21 protein-coding genes are annotated in these 16,805 nt (G+C 71.1%); 19 read left to right on the top strand and 2 right to left on the bottom strand.

What is annotated here, in order from left to right:
- Positions 1–4 precede the first annotated feature (4 nt).
- The 13 genes from OG787_RS26010 (at position 5) to OG787_RS26070 (ending at position 10,864) form a co-directional block, all read left to right on the top strand.
- Positions 5–1,693: a sugar ABC transporter ATP-binding protein gene (locus tag OG787_RS26010; RefSeq protein ID WP_405536532.1), complete on the top strand. Its 1,689-nt coding sequence runs from the start codon at positions 5–7 to the stop codon at positions 1,691–1,693.
- Entirely contained in the window at positions 1,686–2,639 is a 954-nt protein-coding gene (locus tag OG787_RS26015; RefSeq protein WP_369036163.1) for an ABC transporter permease, read from the top strand. Before OG787_RS26010 ends, OG787_RS26015 begins: the two co-directional genes overlap by 8 nt.
- Entirely contained in the window at positions 2,636–3,586 is a 951-nt protein-coding gene (locus OG787_RS26020; protein WP_405536533.1) for an ABC transporter permease, read from the top strand. The genes OG787_RS26015 and OG787_RS26020 overlap by 4 nt, the downstream gene beginning before the upstream one ends.
- Positions 3,583–4,791: a M20 family metallopeptidase gene (locus OG787_RS26025; protein ID WP_405536534.1), complete on the top strand. Its 1,209-nt coding sequence runs from the start codon at positions 3,583–3,585 to the stop codon at positions 4,789–4,791. Before OG787_RS26020 ends, OG787_RS26025 begins: the two co-directional genes overlap by 4 nt.
- The gene (locus OG787_RS26030) at positions 4,782–5,507 is read left to right on the top strand and encodes an MBL fold metallo-hydrolase (protein WP_405536535.1); all 726 of its coding nucleotides are present in this window, start codon (positions 4,782–4,784) and stop codon (positions 5,505–5,507) included. The genes OG787_RS26025 and OG787_RS26030 overlap by 10 nt, the downstream gene beginning before the upstream one ends.
- On the top strand, positions 5,504–6,328 hold the full coding sequence (locus OG787_RS26035) for an IclR family transcriptional regulator (RefSeq protein WP_369036167.1): 825 nt from the start codon (positions 5,504–5,506) through the stop codon (positions 6,326–6,328). Before OG787_RS26030 ends, OG787_RS26035 begins: the two co-directional genes overlap by 4 nt.
- A 20-nt stretch (positions 6,329–6,348) precedes the next feature.
- Positions 6,349–7,698 carry a hypothetical protein gene (locus OG787_RS26040; protein WP_405536536.1) on the top strand — a complete coding sequence of 450 codons (1,350 nt, stop codon included), beginning with the start codon at positions 6,349–6,351 and terminating at the stop codon, positions 7,696–7,698.
- Between the two features lie 57 nt (positions 7,699–7,755).
- On the top strand, positions 7,756–8,487 hold the full coding sequence (locus OG787_RS26045) for a DUF2993 domain-containing protein (RefSeq protein WP_369036169.1): 732 nt from the start codon (positions 7,756–7,758) through the stop codon (positions 8,485–8,487).
- Between the two features lie 222 nt (positions 8,488–8,709).
- Positions 8,710–8,790, top strand: coding sequence for an Ms5788A family Cys-rich leader peptide (locus tag OG787_RS26050; protein WP_351335063.1), 81 nt, complete (start codon positions 8,710–8,712; stop codon positions 8,788–8,790).
- Between the two features lie 133 nt (positions 8,791–8,923).
- The gene (locus tag OG787_RS26055) at positions 8,924–9,763 is read left to right on the top strand and encodes a sulfurtransferase (protein ID WP_369036170.1); all 840 of its coding nucleotides are present in this window, start codon (positions 8,924–8,926) and stop codon (positions 9,761–9,763) included.
- Positions 9,764–9,828: 65 nt separating this feature from the next.
- Positions 9,829–10,116: a DUF1416 domain-containing protein gene (locus tag OG787_RS26060; protein WP_093780197.1), complete on the top strand. Its 288-nt coding sequence runs from the start codon at positions 9,829–9,831 to the stop codon at positions 10,114–10,116.
- Positions 10,117–10,192: 76 nt separating this feature from the next.
- Positions 10,193–10,456, top strand: coding sequence for a DUF3099 domain-containing protein (locus OG787_RS26065; RefSeq protein ID WP_369036171.1), 264 nt, complete (start codon positions 10,193–10,195; stop codon positions 10,454–10,456).
- 15 nt (positions 10,457–10,471) lie between these two features.
- Positions 10,472–10,864, top strand: a complete 393-nt coding sequence (locus OG787_RS26070) for a VOC family protein (RefSeq protein WP_405536537.1) — start codon at positions 10,472–10,474, stop codon at positions 10,862–10,864.
- Here the strand turns inward: OG787_RS26070 and OG787_RS26075 are convergent, their stop codons facing one another.
- Together OG787_RS26075 and OG787_RS26080 are read right to left on the bottom strand one after the other, a co-directional pair.
- A complete protein-coding gene (locus OG787_RS26075) occupies positions 10,865–11,461 on the bottom strand; it encodes an RDD family protein (protein WP_369036173.1) in 597 nt (198 codons plus the stop codon).
- A 107-nt stretch (positions 11,462–11,568) separates the two neighbouring features.
- Complete coding sequence (locus OG787_RS26080; RefSeq protein ID WP_235477124.1) at positions 11,569–11,931, bottom strand: DsrE family protein; 363 nt, start codon at positions 11,929–11,931, stop codon at positions 11,569–11,571.
- A 143-nt stretch (positions 11,932–12,074) separates the two neighbouring features.
- Here OG787_RS26080 and OG787_RS26085 point away from each other — a divergent pair, with 143 nt between their 5' ends.
- From OG787_RS26085 to OG787_RS26110, 6 genes are all read left to right on the top strand, one after another.
- Complete coding sequence (locus tag OG787_RS26085; protein WP_405536538.1) at positions 12,075–12,794, top strand: hypothetical protein; 720 nt, start codon at positions 12,075–12,077, stop codon at positions 12,792–12,794.
- Between the two features lie 20 nt (positions 12,795–12,814).
- Positions 12,815–13,669 (top strand): hypothetical protein, encoded by an 855-nt coding sequence (locus OG787_RS26090; RefSeq protein WP_405536539.1) that lies wholly within the window; start codon positions 12,815–12,817, stop codon positions 13,667–13,669.
- The gene (locus OG787_RS26095; protein ID WP_405536540.1) at positions 13,666–14,529 is read left to right on the top strand and encodes a hypothetical protein; all 864 of its coding nucleotides are present in this window, start codon (positions 13,666–13,668) and stop codon (positions 14,527–14,529) included. Before OG787_RS26090 ends, OG787_RS26095 begins: the two co-directional genes overlap by 4 nt.
- 239 nt (positions 14,530–14,768) lie before the next feature.
- Positions 14,769–15,344, top strand: a complete 576-nt coding sequence (locus tag OG787_RS26100; RefSeq protein ID WP_369036178.1) for an FABP family protein — start codon at positions 14,769–14,771, stop codon at positions 15,342–15,344.
- A gap of 16 nt (positions 15,345–15,360) precedes the next feature.
- Positions 15,361–15,822 carry a Fur family transcriptional regulator gene (locus OG787_RS26105; protein WP_369036179.1) on the top strand — a complete coding sequence of 154 codons (462 nt, stop codon included), beginning with the start codon at positions 15,361–15,363 and terminating at the stop codon, positions 15,820–15,822.
- Positions 15,823–15,832: 10 nt separating this feature from the next.
- Positions 15,833–16,798 (top strand): YgfZ/GcvT domain-containing protein, encoded by a 966-nt coding sequence (locus OG787_RS26110; RefSeq protein ID WP_405536542.1) that lies wholly within the window; start codon positions 15,833–15,835, stop codon positions 16,796–16,798.
- Positions 16,799–16,805: the final 7 nt, after the last annotated feature.

A 16,805-nucleotide genomic window follows, 5' to 3' on the forward strand; every position in this document is an offset into this window, starting at 1 on the left:
GCGGGTGACGACCGTGGCGCTGCTGAGCGTGGAGAAGGTGTCGAAGTCGTTCGCGGGCAACCGGGTGCTCACGGACGTGAGTTTCGAGGTCGGGCCCGGGGAGGTGCTGGCGCTCGTCGGGGAGAACGGGGCCGGCAAGTCCACCGTGCTCTCCCTGATCACCGGGCTCCTGACACCGGACTCGGGCCGCGTCGTCTTCGACGGCGCTCCGGTTGCCCGGGCGTGGTCTCCCCACCGCGCCCGGGCCGCCGGGATCGGCTCCGTGCACCAGGAGCTGAGCCTCAACCCGCACCAGAGCGTCGCGGAGAACGTCTTCCTCGGATCCTGGCCCTCCCGGCGGGGCCTGGTCCGGGCCCGGGACCTCGCGGCCCGCGCCGAGCCGCTGCTCGCCCGGGTCGGCCTGGACGTCGACCCGCGTACCCCGGCAGGCCGACTGCCCCTGGGCCGGCAGCAACTGGTCGAACTGGCAAAGGCGTTGGCGGGCGACCCCCGCCTCCTCATCCTCGACGAGGCCACGTCCGCGCTGGACGAGGACCAGGTGGCCGCCGTGTTCCGGGTGGTTCGTGAGCTGCGTGAGGCGGGCGGCGCAGCGATCTTCGTGAGCCATCGCATGGCCGAACTCTTCGCCATCAGCGACCGGTTGACGGTCCTGAAGGACGGTGCCGTGATGGCGACCCGGGACCGGGAGGACACGGATCACGACGACATCGTGCGGTTGATGGTGGGACGGGAACTGTCGGACCTGTTCCCGCCGAAGGCGGGTTGCCGAGCGGCGACGGTCTGGGCGGCCGACGCAGACCCCCGAGGTCCGTCCGCCGCGGGCGGCACGGACGGGGAGGCCGCCCTGGCCGCCTCTCCGGGCGGAGGGCCTGCCGCCTTGCCCGGTGCGCCGGCGACCACCGCACCCCCCGGCTCCGTCAGCGCCCCCGAGCCCCTGCTCCGAGTGCGGGGGCTCACCGTTCCCAGGGCCTGCTCCGGCATCGACCTCGACCTCGTCCCCGGGCGGATCACCGGACTCGGCGGACTCCAGGGGCAGGGCCAACGCGAGGTGCTGCGGGCCCTGTTCGGGCTCGTCCGGCACACCGGGGCCGTCACCCACGACGGCCGTCCGGTGCGCCTCGCCTCTCCCCGGGACGCCATCCGGCACCGGATCGCGTACGTGCCCGAGGACCGCAAGACCGAGGGCGTGCACGCCGTGCGCAGCGTGCGCGACAACCTCGTACTGCCCAGCATGCGCGAACTCGCCCCGGCCCGGCGGCTCACCACCGTCTCGCGCGGTGCCGAGGCCGCGCTGGTCGACGAGTTGATCGGGCGGCTGCGGGTGAAGGCGGCCTCGCCCGCGCAGGAGGTGCGGCGGCTGTCCGGCGGCAACCAGCAGAAGGTCGCGCTGGCCAAGTGGCTGCCGACCGGACCCCGGGTCCTGCTGCTCGCCGAGCCGACCCGGGGCATCGACATCGGGACGAAGCGCGAGATCTACCATCTGCTGCGCCGCCTGGCCGACGACGGCCTCGCGGTGCTCGTCACCTCCGGAGACACCATGGAACTGGTCGGCCTGTGCGACGAGGTCGCCGTCCTGTACGAGGGGACGGTCGTCGACCGCCTCAGCGGCCCCGAGCTGACCGAGGAACGCCTGGTCAGGGCGTCCGTCATGGGCACTACTGCCGACGGCACCGGGAGCGTGGTCCGTGCGTGAGCGCCTCACGGGTGCCGCACGCGGCAACACCGACCTCCTCGCCCTGGCCGCCCTGTTGCTCGTGCTGCTGGTCGCCTACCAGCACTACGACTCGACTCTCCTCACCCCCGCGTCGATCACCATCCTGTCCGCCCAGTTCCTGCCGCTGATCCTGGCGGCGGCCGGACAGACGACGGTGATGCTGCTCGGCGGGATCGACCTGTCCCTGGGCGCGGTGCTCGGCCTCGCCATGGCCGTGTTCGCGACGTACGACGCCCAGGGCGCGGGCGGAGTGATCACGGCGGCCGTACTCGCCCTCCTCGTCGCCGTCGCCGCCGGAGCCGTCAACGGCACGCTCGTCGCGTACGCCGGACTGCCCCCGATCGTCGTCACGCTCGCCGCGTCGTTCCTCTGGGGCGGGGTCACCCTCGTGGTGCTGCCGCAACCGGGCGGGACGGTGCCCGGCGGCCTCGTCGACGCGTACAACAACGGCTGGAACGGGGTCGCGCTGCCCGCAGTGGCCGTAGCCGTAGTGCTCGTCGGCTGGAAACTCCTGCGCACGACTCGCCACGGCCTCGCGCTCTACGCCGTCGGCGGCAACGAGCACGGCGCCTACGCCAGCGGCCTCCACACCCGGGCGGTGAAGATCTCGGGGTACGCGCTGGCCGGCGCGTTCACCGGGCTCGCCGGGATCGGGCTGGCCGTCCAGACCGGCTCGGCGGATCCGACGATCGGCGCCCCGTACACCCTCAACTCCATCGCCGCCGCCGTGCTGGGCGGCATCAGCTTCTTCGGCGGGGTCGGCCGGATGCGCGGCACGGTGCTGGGCGCGCTGGTGATCGGCCTGCTGACCAACCTGCTCCTCTTCACCGGCATCTCGCCGTTCTACCAACTCGTCGCGCAGGGCGTGATCCTCGTCGTCGCGCTCGCCCTGAAGACGTACCTCACGAGGGAGGCGGCCGTATGAGCAGCCTTGCTGTGTCGGTGGCCGCGCTGCGCGGGAGTCGTGCGGCCTGGGCGTTCGGCGTGCTCGGGGTCACCTGGCTCGCCGCCGTCCTGTTCGCGGACGGCTTCGACAGCCTCGCCAACTTCCGCTACCTGGTGCAGACGGCGTCCTTCCTGGGCATCGTCGCCGTCGGCCAGACGCTGGTCGTCATGATGAGCGGCATCGACCTGTCGGTGTCGGGCGTGGTCGCCCTGTCGGCGGTGGTGTGCGCCAAGGTCGCCTCCGGTACGGGCGGCGGCGCGACGGGCATTGCGGTGGCGCTGCTGCTCTGCGCGCTGGTCGGCGCGGTGAACGCGGCCGGGGTGGTGTGGCTGCGCGTACCGCCGATGGTGATGACCCTCGCCAGCGGCACGATCCTGGCCGGTGCCCTGCTGGTGTACACGGACGGTTCGCCCAGCTCGGCGCAGCTGCCGCTGCTGGACGCGCTGGCCAACGACCGGGTGTTGGGCGTCCCTTGGGCGTTCGTGCTGTGGCTGGCTCTCACGGCCGCCGCGTTCTGGCTGCTGCACCTCTCCCGCACGGGCCGGTACGCCTTCGCGCTCGGCGCCGGCGAGGACGCGGCCAGGGCGTCCGGGGTGCCACTGGTCACGACGGCGTTCATCGCGTACACGGCCTGCGCGCTGCTGGCGGGTGTGGCCGGCCTGGTGCTCCTCGGCTTCACCGGCACCAGCTCGCTGACCATGGGAAACCCGTACCAGCTCCTCTCGATCGCCTCGGTGGTGCTGGGCGGCACATCGATCCTCGGGGGCCGCGGACACCTCCTCGGCACGGTCGGCGGCGCCCTCCTCCTCACCCTCCTGACCGCGCTCCTCACCTCCTGGAACCTCTCGGAGGGCGTACGGCAGGTGGTCCTCGGCCTGCTGATCATGGGTCTGCTGCTGGTGTACGCGAGGGAGCGCCGTACATGACGACGGAGGTCGAGGGGTTGCTGCGGGACCTGGTGCGCATCCCGAGCGTCAACCCCCGTGGCGGGCCGGGCGACGGCGGTGAGACGGCCGTCGCGGAGTACGTCCGGGACTGGCTGCGACGGCGGGGCGTACGGGCCGAGTTGTACGAGGTCCTGCCGGGCCGCCACAACGTCGTGGCCGTCGTACCGGGCCGCAGCGCGGAGGCGGTCCTGCTGGAGTCCCACCTCGACACGGTCGAGACGGACGGCATGACCGTCGACCCGTACGCCGGGGAGATCCGGGACGGCCGGCTGTACGGGAGGGGCGCCTGCGACGCGAAGGGTCCGCTGGCGGCGTTCATGCTGGCCCTCGCCGACTTGGCTCTGGGGGAGCCGCCGCCGCGCACGGTCGTACTGGCGGGGGTCTGCGACGAGGAGCACGCGTACCGGGGTGTCCTGCACCTGCTGGACACCCTGGCCGACCGCTCGGTTGTGGGCGCGATCGTAGGCGAACCGACGGGACTGGTCCCGGCGGTCGCGCACAAGGGGGTCGTCCGCTACACGATCCGTACGAGGGGCCGGGCCGGGCACAGTTCACGCCCCGAGGAGGCGGTGAACGCGATCACCCTGATGGCACCGGTCATCGCCCACCTCGCCGCCCACGCCCCGACCACCCCTCTCCACCCCCTCCTCGGCCCGGCGACCCGCACGGTCACCCGTATCCGGGGCGGCACGGGCCCCAACACGATCCCGGGAGTGTGCGAGGCGGACATCGACCGCCGCACACTTCCGGGTGAAGACCTGGACACCGTCTGGCAGGCCGACCGGACCGAACTGGCCGCCCTGGGCGCCGAGGTGGACCCACCGTTCACGGTGGACCCGGCCCTGGAGACGGCATCCGACGCGGACATAGTCACGGCGCTGCGCGAGGCGCTCCGCGAACACGGCCATCCGTACGAGGTACAGGGCATGCCTTTCGGCACGGACGCCAGCAAGTTGGCGGGGGCGGGGATCCCGTCGGTGGTCTTCGGCCCGGGAAGGGTGGAGGACGCACACGCGGCGGAGGAGTCGGTGGAGGTGAAAGAGGTGGAACTGGTAACGAGGGTGGTGATAGCGACCCTTAAGGGGCGCGGGGCTGTGTCTGTTCGCGGCTCCGCCGCAGGGCGCGACCAGCCACAACGCACCCGCACCCGCCCACCATCGGAAAGGCCCCCCACATGCGCCTGACCCCTCACGTCACCCTCGTAGCCAGCGGAGCATACGGTTTCGACCTGACCGACCCCCTCGACTGCCACGCCTACCTCGTACAGGGCGCCAGGCACACCGCCCTGATCGACGCAGGAGCAGGAAACTCCCCCCTGCCCCTGGACCTGGACGTGGCCCCACCGGACCACCTCCTCCTCACCCACGCCCACGCCGACCACGCAGGCGGCGCAGCCGAACTGGCCACCCGCCGGCCCGAGTTGCGCGTAAGAGCCGGCGCAGCCGCCACGCACTGGATCGCGACCGGCGACGAACAGGGCATCAGCCTCGACAAGGGCAAGGCGGCCGGCTACTACCCACCCGACTACACCTTCGCCCCCTGCCCGACGGTCGAGCCCATCGCCGACAACGAGGAGATCGACCTCGGCGGCGGAGTGGTCCTGCGTGCCGTCGCGACCCCCGGCCACGCCGACGGCCACACCTGCTACCACCTGCGCACCCCGGACTACACCGCCCTCTTCTCCGGGGACTGCGTCTTCACCGGAGGCCGTATCTCCCTCCAGAATCTGCACGACTGCCGAGTACCCGAGTACGCGGCGAGTCTGACCAGGCTGGCGGCCCTGGACGTCGACGCCCTCTTCCCCGGCCACCACGAGATCTCGCTCGCCCGCGCCGGACGCCACCTGGCCGCAGCCCGCGACACGGTCGCCCGCGGACTGCTGCCGAGGAGTACGACATGACGGACACCCCGACCCCGGGCTCGCCGGCCCGCCGCAACCAGTCCTCGTCGCTGCGCCGCGCGCTCACCGTCCTGGAGCACGTGCGCGACCACGCGGGCCCCGGCCGGGGCATCTCGCTCACCCGGCTCGCCGAGGATCTCGCCATCAACAAGAGCACGGTGCTCCGGCTGGCCGCCCCCCTCATCGACGCCGACCTGCTGGTCCGCGACCGCGAGACGGGCTGGTTCCGGCTCGGCCACGGGACGCTTCGGCTCGGTCAGTCGTATCTCTCCTCGCTCGACCTGCGGACCGTGGCGACGGAACCGCTGCGGCTGCTCCAGCACGCGGTGGGGGAGACCTGCCATCTCGTCGTCTACCAGCCGCCGGACATCGTCTACATCGACAAGGTGGAGAACGAGACCAACGTCCGGATGGCGTCCCGGGTCGGCAGCCGGGTCCCCGCGTACCGCACGGCCGTCGGCAAGGCGATCCTCGCCTGGCTGGGCGAGGAGGAGTTCCAGGTCGTGGTCGCCGCCGGGATGCCCCCGGTCACCCCGCACACGACGACCGACCCGCAGCGGCTGCGCGCCGAGCTGGACCGGGTCCGGCGGGAGGGCTACGCCATCGACGACCGCGAGAACGAGCCGGAGGTGCGGTGCGTGGCCGCGCCCGTCTTCGACCACACCGACGCGGCGGTCGGGGCGGTCAGCGTGTCCGGCCTCACCACCCGGATGACGCCCACCCGGGTCCGCGAGGTCGGCCCGATGGTCGTCCGGACGGGCCTGGAGATCTCCCACGTCCTCGGCTCCTCCCGGGCCAGGGACAAGGACAACGGCCACTGACCCCGCGAAGGAGCCGCACGATGAAACCGCCCTCGGAGTCCTCGACGCCCACGGCGTCCCCGCTGCTGGACACGTCTGTGGCGCCCTCGACGCCCGTGGCGTCCCCGACGTCCCCGCCCCCGCCCCCGTCGGCGTCCGCGTACGTCTTCGTGGAGGACCTACGAGCCGAGGGCCCCACCACCGTCCTGGACCGCGTAGTGAACACCTATGGCTGCGACACCCTCACCGTCGCCGCCGCCTACCACCGCGCCCGCGACGTCACCCCGCACGGCCCGGCCAGGGTCACCCTGCGCGGGGACGGCGCCCACTTCGTCCCGCCCGCCGACCTCTTCGACGGGCTGCGCCTCACCCCGCCCACGCAGCCGGGGGCGGCGGAGGAGCCGCTCCGCGAGATACGGCGACTGACGGCCGAGCGGGGAGCCGCCCTGCACGGCTGGACCGTCTTCCTGCACAACACCACCCTCGGCCTGGCCCACCCCGACGTCACCCAGCAGAACTGCTTCGGCGACCGGGCCGCCCCGGCCGACCTGTGCCCGGCCCACCCCGACGTACGGGCCTACGCCGTGGCCCTGGCCCGCGCGGTGGCCCGCCAGGGCGTGGACGCGGTGGTCGCCGAGTCCCTCCACTACGGCACCTTCGGCCACGGCTACCACCACGAACGCAGCTTCGTCCCCCTGGGCCCACTGGAGGACTTCCTCCTGGGCCTGTGCTTCTGCGACCACTGCACCGCCCGCGCCCAGACCGCCGGAGCCGACCCCGAAGCGGCCCGCACCGAGGCCGCACGGCTGGTCGGCCGGGTGCTGGACGGCGCGGAGCCGCACCTCGCCGAGCTGACGGCCCCCGACGCGCTCCCCGATCCCCTCGCCGCCTACGTCCGTACCCGCGCCGCCACCGTCACCTCCCTGGCGGCGACCGTCGCCGACGCCGTCGCCGGCGAGGGATCCCAGCTGCTCTTCCTCGATCTGACCGGTGCGGTCAAGGGCTACGCGGACGGCCGTCCGACCGGCGCCCTCGCCGTCGACGAGGCCTGGCGGATCGGGGTCGACCCGGCGGCGGTCGGCGCGGTGGTCCCCGGATACGTGGTCCTCGCCTACGCGCGGGACGCCGAGCGGGTCGCGGACGACACCGCCGCCTATCGGGACGTACTGCCCGACTCCTGCGCCCTGCGCGTGGTGCTGCGCCCTGGAGCCCCCGACACCACCTCCGCCGAGCACCTCGCGGCCAAGGCCGTCGCGGCCACCGGGCCGGGCGGGGCGGACGCCGTGGACTTCTACCACTACGGCCTCGTGCCGTTCCCGGTGCTGGACCGCGTCCCGGTGGCCTTGGCGGCCTTGACGGCGTTGGCGGCGCCGGGGAAACGTCACACCTGATCTACAACCTCCACACCCCGCCCCCTGCCACGCCCGCCCCCGGGTACCGTCGCGAGCATGCGTGCATTCCGAATTCTCCTCATCGTGGCCGTCGTCCTCGGCGGCCTCTTCGTGATCGCCGACCGCGTCGCCGTCGGCTTCGCGGAGGACGAGGTCGCGGACCGCCTCAAGGCCAGCGAGGGCCTGGCCACCACCCCGGACGTGTCGATCAAGGGCTTCCCCTTCCTCACCCAGGTCGCCGGCGGCGAACTCGACGACGTCGAGGTCGGCATCAAGGACTACGAGGCCGCCACCGGGGTCTCCGGCCAGAACATCCGCATCGACGACCTGAACGCCCAGATGCGCGGCGTCGAGTTCACCGGCGACTACAGCTCCGCCACCGCGGCCACCGCCACCGGCAGCGCGACCATCTCCTACGACCAGCTCCTCAAGGCCGCCAACGCGCAGGAGACCCAGCTGCCGCTGGGCATCACCGCGAAGGTCGTCGGCCTCTCCGACGGCGGCAACGGCAAGATCAAGGTCGCCGTCGAGGTGAGCACCCTGAAGCAGCCCGTGTACCTGCTGAGCAGCGTCACCGTCGTCGACGGGAACACCGTCCGGGTGCGCGCCGACTCGATCCCCAACCTGAACGACGACATCCAGCTCGCCGACGCCGAGGTCCAGTCGATCGCCGACTTCGAACAGAAGATCGAGGGCCTGCCCGGCGGCATCGAGCTGGACTCGGTCGAGGCGGGGAAGACCGGTGTGGACATCTCGGTGAAGGGTTCGAACGTCAGCCTGGCGGGGTAGGACGCGTCAGGCCGACAACCGCCGCCCGGGACGAGGGCGTCCAACTGGCGAGACGGGACTGTCCGTACAGCAGATGGGTGACGGGCGCATGCCCGCCGCCCCGGCCCGCACCCCTGTGGCGAGGGCACCCCTCCCCCCTCGTATCCCACATTGTGGACGATCGCATCTCACCATACGACATGCCGGTGACATCCCCGGCAATCCGTCCCTACGATCGACGCTATGCAGCGACAGGCGGACCTCACGAAGCGGCGGGCAGTAGACCTGTGCCGCGTCGCCGCCATGCTCTGTCGCCCTTTCTGAGCGGAAGCGCGCGGCCTCAGCGGCCCCATTCCTTCCGCACCCCTGGCGCCCTGATCCAAGGGCCCGGTGCGCGAGTCGCACCCCGCCACCCCTGCCATACCTGCCCCCGCAACTGCCCCGGAGGAGAAACAGCATGAGCCGCAGCGACGTACTGGTCGACGCCGACTGGGTCGAGGCCAACCTCGACAACGCCGACATCGCCATCGTCGAGGTGGACGAGGACACGTCCGCCTACGAGAAGAACCACATCCGCAACGCCATCCGGATCGACTGGACCAAGGACCTCCAGGACCCGGTCCGCCGTGACTTCATCGACCAGGAGGGCTTCGAGAAGCTCCTCTCGGCGAAGGGCATCGGCAACGACACCCTGGTCGTCCTCTACGGCGGCAACAACAACTGGTTCGCCTCGTACGCCTACTGGTACTTCAAGCTGTACGGCCACGACAGCGTCAAGCTGCTCGACGGCGGCCGCAAGAAGTGGGAGCTGGACGCCCGCGAGCTGGTGGAAGAGGTCCCCTCGCGCGCCACCACCGACTACAAGGCCAAGCCGCAGGACAAGTCCATCCGTGCCTTCCGCGACGACGTGGTCGCCGCGATCGGCTCGCAGAACCTGGTCGACGTCCGCTCGCCCGACGAGTTCAGCGGCAAGCTGCTCGCGCCTGCCCACCTCCCGCAGGAGCAGTCGCAGCGCCCGGGCCACGTCCCGTCCGCCCGCAACATCCCGTGGTCGAAGAACGCCAACGACGACGGCACCTTCAAGTCGGACGACGAGCTGAAGGAGCTCTACGCCGACGAGCAGGTGGACCTCGCCAAGGACACCATCGCCTACTGCCGCATCGGTGAGCGTTCCGCGCTCACCTGGTTCGTCCTGCACGAGCTGCTCGGCGTGGAGAACGTCAAGAACTACGACGGCTCCTGGACCGAGTACGGCAGCCTGGTCGGCGTCCCGATCGAGCTCGGCGCCAACAAGTAAGCGAACCCCCGTACACCCCGACCGGCCTTCCCTGCCGTCCGGTCAAACCCCTCTTGGAGTAAGACATGTGTGGAGCGAAGGCCGGCGGCCCGGACGCCTCGACGATCAAGCCCGGTGAGACCACGATCCAGGGTCAGGTGACCCGCGACGGCGAGCCGGTGGTCGGATACGTCCGCCTGCTGGACTCGACCGGCGAGTTCACCGCCGAGGTCCCGACCTCGGCGACCGGGCAGTTCCGCTTCTACGCGGCCGAGGGCACGTGGACCGTCCGGGCCCTCGTCCCCGGCGGCACGGCGGACCGCACGGTCGTCGCCCAGACGGGCGGCCTCGCCGAGGTCGCGATCGCCGTCTGACACCCGGTGTCCGAAGGGCCGTACCCCGTGGTTCCGGGGTACGGCCCTTCGCCGTGCACGGGCCTACCCTGGACACATGTACGCACGTCGTCGGCACGTGTACTTCGCCATGATGGGCACCTGCATCACGCTCTTCGTCCTGGCCTGGTCCGTCGTACGCCTGTGGTCGATGCCGGTGGCGGTCGGCATGTGTCTGGTGGCGATGGTGATCCCGCCCCTGGCGGCGATGACCGCCAACCGCCGCGGCCCGGACGACCGCTGGTGGGACGACCCGTCCGGCGACCCCAAGTCCGACGAGTGGTGGGACGAGCTGGACGGCAAGAGACGGCGACAGCAGTAGACGGAGAGGGCCCGCATGGGACGTACGGGTACGAGAGTGTCCACCGTGGTGCTGGACGCGCACGACGCGCACGAACTGGCCGGCTTCTACCTCCGCCTCCTCGGCTACGAGATCCGCCGCGAGGAACCCGACTGGGTCCTCATCGGCCCACCGCCGGGAGAGGAGGGCGTCTCCCTCTCCTTCGAGACCGAGCGTGCCTACGTCCCCCCGGTGTGGCCCACCCGCATCCCCGGCGACCAGCAGATGATGCTCCACCTGGACATCGAGGTCGACGACCTGGCGGGGGAGACGGCGAGGGCGGTGTCGGAGGGCGCCCGCCTCCACGACTTCCAGCCCCAGGACGACGTACGAGTCCTGCTGGACCCGTCGGGACACCCGTTCTGCCTGTGGACGCAGGCCACGCCCTGATCAGCCCCGGTCGCCGCGGCCGAACTCGATCCCCGTGACGGCCGTGCCCGCCAGTCGGTCGGCCAGGGAGCGGCGGCTGGGGGAGAGGACCGGCAGGGCGTTGCCGACGAAGACGAGGACGGCCGTCGCCCAGACCAGCGTCGAGAGCACGAACTGGCCCTCGAACAGCAGGACGCAGGCCAGCGCGTAGACGGCGACGTCCGCCGTGGTGGTGACGGCGGCGCGCAGAACCGCACGGCGCGGGGCGGCCGAAGTGACCGGGGCGACCTTCAGGCCGAGCAGGGCCTTGCCGATGGTGCTGCCCGTGAACGCCAGTGCGGCCCACTGGTAGAGGAACGTGCCGAGGATCAGCAGGACGAAGGCCTGCTCCACGTACAGGACCGCCTTGTTCCACAGCACGAGACCGAGTTCCGCCGACGCGTCGATGAAGGCGCCGCGCGACATGAGCAGTTCCAGGCCGCCGCGCGCCGCCAGGACGGGCACGTCGGTGACGAGCGCGGACACACGGTGGAAGGTGAGCACGGCGAGGGCCGAGGCCCCCGCGACCACCAGCGCGAAGTCGATGAACCACGCCACGACACGGCGAAGCTTCGGCATGGAGTCCCCCATTGGTCACGTTCAGTCACGATTCGGTGCATCAGCGTAGTGACGAGACGTGGGGGAGTGGCGGGTTCACCGGGGATCAACTCAACCGGGTGAACGGTTCAGTAGACGAGTGCCTGTGTCCCGTCCGCCATCGCCTCCTGGACGAACACCTGCGCGCCCGCGATCCGTACGCCCTCGATGACGTCCTTCTCCGTGATGTCCCGGCGGGCCGCGCACTGGGTGCAGAGGGTGAGGCGGCCGGCCGCGAGGACCGAGTCGATCAGGTCGGGCAGCGGCGCCGCGTGCGGCAGCTCGAACTCGGCGGCCCGGCCCGGCAGCGCGAACCACGCCGACTCCCCGGTCAGCCACAGCGACACCTCGACCCCACTGGCCACGGCCACCGCCGCCACCGTGAACGCCTGAGAGCAGCGCTCGGGGGCGTCGGCCCCCGCTGTCACCTTGATCACGAGCTTCTTCGCCATGCCCGAATCGTAATCAACTTCCTTGCAACCCAAGGCGTTGGCCATGGGTCTCCTGTGCGCGCGGATAGGGAATCCGTGCTTCGCGTTGCGTGGGGGATGTCTTGGAAGTGCCGGAAGCGCCGGAAGTGCCCGAAGCACCGGAAGTGCCCGAAAGACCTGCGCGTCGGCGTGGGCGTACCACCCTGCTGATCGCCACGGCCGCCGTGCTCGGGCTCGTCGCCGGAACCTGCGTCGGCTACCTCGTACAGGCCGACCGCGACCCCACCCCGCTGCCCTCGCTCTCGCAGGTCACGCTCGCGCAGGCCGAGGGGGAGGCACCCGAGCCGTTGTCCGCGGCACGGGACCGGCGGGTGCGGACCGACGGGGATCTGCGGAAGCTGCTGCTGAAGAAGCCGAAGGGGGCGAAGGAGGCCGAGTTCCTGACGGGCGGGGACGGCTGGATGGACCTGGCCGGCTACGCGGCCGAGTACGACGAGTCCGGCAACATGTTCGGCAGCTTCCTGGGCTCCGAGTTCCGGCGGGCCGCCGTCACAGGCTGGGAGGCCGGTGACACGAGTGTGGAGATCCGGCTGGTCCAGTACCGGCAGGAGGAGACCGTCGCCGCCCCCGAGGCCGCCGAGAACGGCCACTACTGGGCCGAGCAGGAGGACGGCACCAAGAGCTACCCGGTCCCCGGTACCGGGGACGGAACGGCGTACGTCCACACGGAGCCGGTCGCCGAGCTGGAAGGCGTGTCGGCCTACAACGCCGAGGCGTATGCCTGGCGGGGTGACATCGCCATGGAGATCTGGGTCTACGACTCCAAGCCGATCTCCAAGCAGCTGATCGTGGACCTCGCCAAGCGCCAGATGGAGCAGCTGTGACCGAGCCAGAGTCCGTACCCGTGACTGAGTCCGACCCCGGCCCCGACCCCGTACCCGTACCCGTACCCGTACCTGAATCCGAGGCTGTACCGGCCAGGAAGCGCCCGCGTCCGAGCCCGCGCCGTGTCGCCCTCGCCCTCGGGTCGGTCCTGCTGGCCGGGGCCGTCGTCGCCGGGGTCGGCTACACCGTCGTCACCGTGGCAGGGGCGGACCGGGACGCGGGCGCGCCCGCGTTCGAGTTCCCGAAGCCGACGGCCGACGACGACGCCAAGGCGGCGGCCCCGTCCGGGCTCGCCGGGGTGCTCGTGCCGTACGGGGAGAGCGGCTGGCACCGGGGTCCCGACCTCGGCGAGTTCGGGTACGACGCCCAGCTGAGCGGCGCCCAGGCGACGGCGCTGCGCAAGGAGTCCCTGAGCGGGCTGCCCCGTACCCAGCGCAAGCAGCTGGAGAAGCAGATCGACAGGCAGCGGATCAAGGGCATGGCGATGCGCAGCTACCTCAGCGAGGAGGTGAGCGACCTCAGTGACAACGAGGGCGTCTACACCGTGAACGTCGTGCTGGCGCGCATGGGCAGCTCGGCGGCCGTACGGGACCTCGGAACCTTCCAGCAGGAGTTCCTCGACGCCCTGGACGTCTTCCGCGCGGGCCCGGAGATCAAGGGCCACAAGAACGCCAAGTGCTTCCTGCCGCCCGAGGACGACGAGGAGGACGCGTCGGACGGTCCCGGCCTCGAAACCATGTACTGCTCCGCCTACCAGGGAGACGTCCTGGTCACCGCCACCGCCGACGGTCCCGCACCACTCGACACCAAGGGAGTCGCGATGCTCCTGAGCGAGCAGCTCGACCGCATCGCCGCGCCGGGGGTGGCGGTATGACCGAGCCCACAGTTACCGAGCCCACAGTTACCGAACCCGCAGTCACTGAGCCCGTGGCTACGGAGCCCGTCGTCGCCGTACCCCCGGTGCGCAAGGACCGCCGGGTCCTGCGGGCCGCCCTGCGCTGGACCGCCGCCGTGGTCGTCTTCGCGGCCGTCGGGGCGTCGGCGGCGTACGGGATCACGCGGATGGAGCGGACGGACGTACCGGGGCTGGCGACCGCGTCGGACGGGCGGTGGGAGTACCCGGAGATCAGCCTGCCGCCGCTGCCGTCCGGCAGCCCGGGGCCGTTCGCCGAGGGGAACACGGCCGGTACCCACCACGCCGATCTGCGCGCCCTCGTACTGCCCGCTCCCGAGGGGGCGACGGAGGACAAGTCGCTGAGCGGCTCGGACGGATGGCTCGCGCCGAGGGTCCTCCTGACGGAGTTCGCCGACGAGGGGGAACGGGACACGTTCCGGCAGAAGCTCGTCGACGACGGCCTGCGCCACATCGCGGCACGCGGCTGGACCACCGAGGACGGTACGCACACCCGTATCTATCTGCTCCGCTTCGAGAGCGCGGCCGTCGTGGACGACCTGTTCGCCGCCGACTTCGCCGCGTTCAGCAGCGCGGGACTCCAGATGCGCGGCGCCGACCTGACCGAGGTCGACGAGGACTTCCCGGCGGAGGCCGCTCGGACGGAGGACATCCAGCCTGCCGTCTACACCGAGTCCGAGCCGTACGGCGCCGAACAGGTCCGCTACGCCTACCTCGCCGCCGGGGACACCCTCGCGCTGATCATGCAGTCCCGGAAGGGCGAGGCCCCGGCGGTGCCCTTCCAGCAGACGGTGACCCTCCAGAGCCAGCTGCTCGGCTAGTACGGGCCCACCTGGCAGAGAGAGCCGGGCCCAGGCCGCGTAAGCTTGGGCCCGGCTCTTGTGCACACAACCGATCGTCCGAGGAGCACCCCGTGCTTGAGGCATTCTTCGAAGCCCTGCTGGTTCTGGTCGCCGTCGGCGTTCTCGCCTTCGCCGGTCTGACGGTCAAGAAGCTGTACCAGGGTCAGCGCTGACCCCCGTCTGACCCCCGTCACCACGAATCGCAGGAACTGCCGCTCATGATCGAGATCCCGTCCGACCTGCACAAGGATCTTGTGCCGCTCGTCTTCCTGCTCGGCAAGTGGGCCGGCGCGGGCGTCCACGACTTCCCTGGCGCCGAGAAGTGCAACTTCGGGCAGGAGGTCACCTTCACGCACGACGGACGTGACTTCCTGGAGTACCACTCCCACTCGTGGGTGCTGGACGCCGACGGCAACAAGGTCAGGCCCCTGGAGTCCGAGTCGGGCTACTGGCGCATCGACGCCGACCGCAAGGTCGAGGTCGTCATGGTCCGCCAGGACGGTGTCGTCGAGGTCTGGTACGGCGAGCTGGCCGCCAAGAAGCCCCAGATCGACATCGTGACCGACGCCGTGGCACGCACGGCGGCCTCGGGTCCGTACAGCGGCGGCAAGCGGCTGTACGGCTATGTGAACAGCGACCTGATGTGGGTCGGCGAGAAGCAGACCCCGGACGTCGAGCTGCGCCCGTACATGTCGGCCCAGCTGAAGAAGGTCGTCACCCCGGAGGACGTCGAACGCTGGGCGAAGGCCCTGCCGGACGACATGCCGGACGACGGGATCGCTTTCTTCAAGTAGACCTAGACTCTGTGGTGTGGTGAGCACCGATTGGAAGAGCGACCTCAGGCAGCGCGGGTACCGGCTGACCCCCCAGCGGCAGCTTGTGCTCGAAGCCGTGGACACCCTTGAGCACGCGAGCCCCGACGACATCCTCGTGGAAGTGCGCAAGACGGCGTCGGGGGTCAACATCTCCACGGTCTACCGGACCCTGGAGCTGCTGGAGGAACTGGGGCTGGTCAGCCATGCCCACCTCGGGCACGGGGCGCCGACCTACCACCTCGCCGACCGGCACCACCACATCCACCTCGTCTGCCGCGACTGCGACAACGTGATCGAGACGGATGTCGCCGTCGCCGCGGACTTCACCGCCAAGCTGCGCGAGACCTTCGGGTTCGAGACCGACATGAAGCACTTCGCGATCTTCGGGCGCTGTGAGGACTGCGCGCAGAAGGCCGCCAAGGCTTCCTCTGCCAAGGTTTCAACTACCGAGTCGTAGGCTTGTGCGTATGAAGAGCCCTCTGCTGTCCCTGCCCGGCGCCGTCCCCGCCGAGGGCGTGGACGAAGGCGTCGCCGCCCACTACGGCGAACTGTTCCGTGAACAGCGTGCCCTCGCCGAGGGCACCGGATTCGTCGACCTCTCCCACCGCGGCGTGATCACCGTCACCGGCGACGACCGGCTGAGCTGGCTGCATCTGCTGCTCACCCAGCACGTCAGCGACCTGCCCGTGGGCGAGGCCACCGAGGCGCTGGTGCTGTCGGCGCACGGTCACATCGAGCACGCCCTGTATCTCGTCGACGACGGCACGACCACCTGGGCCCATGTGGAGCCGGACACCCAGGAGGCGCTGATCGCCTACCTGGAGTCGATGAAGTTCTTCTACCGCGTCGAAGTCGCCGACCGGACAGCTGAGTTCGCCGTCGTCCACCTCCCCGCGGGGGCGATCTCCGAGGTGCCTGAGGGGGTTGTCGTACGGGAGACCCCGTACGGGCGTGATCTCTTCCTGCCGCGTGCCGAGCTGGAGTCGTTCGCCGAGAAGGCCGGGCCTGCGGCGGGGCTGCTGGCGTACGAGGCGCTGCGGGTCGAGCAGCACCGGCCGCGGCTCGGCTTCGAGACCGACCACCGCACCATCCCGCACGAGCTGGGCTGGATCGGCACGGCGGTGCATCTCCAGAAGGGCTGCTACCGGGGCCAGGAGACGGTCGCCCGCGTCCAGAACCTGGGCAAGCCCCCGCGCCGGCTCGTCTTTCTGCACCTGGACGGCAGCGAGGTCCATCTGCCGCCGGCCGGCACGGAGTTGAGGCTCGCGGACGACGGGCCCGACGGCCGCAAGATCGGGTTTATCACGACGTCCGTACGGCATCACGAGCTGGGGCCGGTCGCGCTGGCGCTGGTGAAGCGGAACGTGGCGCTGGACGCGCGGCTGGTCGCGGACAACACGGCTGCTGCGCAGGAGGTCGTGGTCGAGCCGTAGCAGCCGT

This window comes from Streptomyces sp. NBC_00075 (assembly GCF_045041225.1).
Taxonomy (GTDB): domain Bacteria; phylum Actinomycetota; class Actinomycetes; order Streptomycetales; family Streptomycetaceae; genus Streptomyces; species Streptomyces adonidis.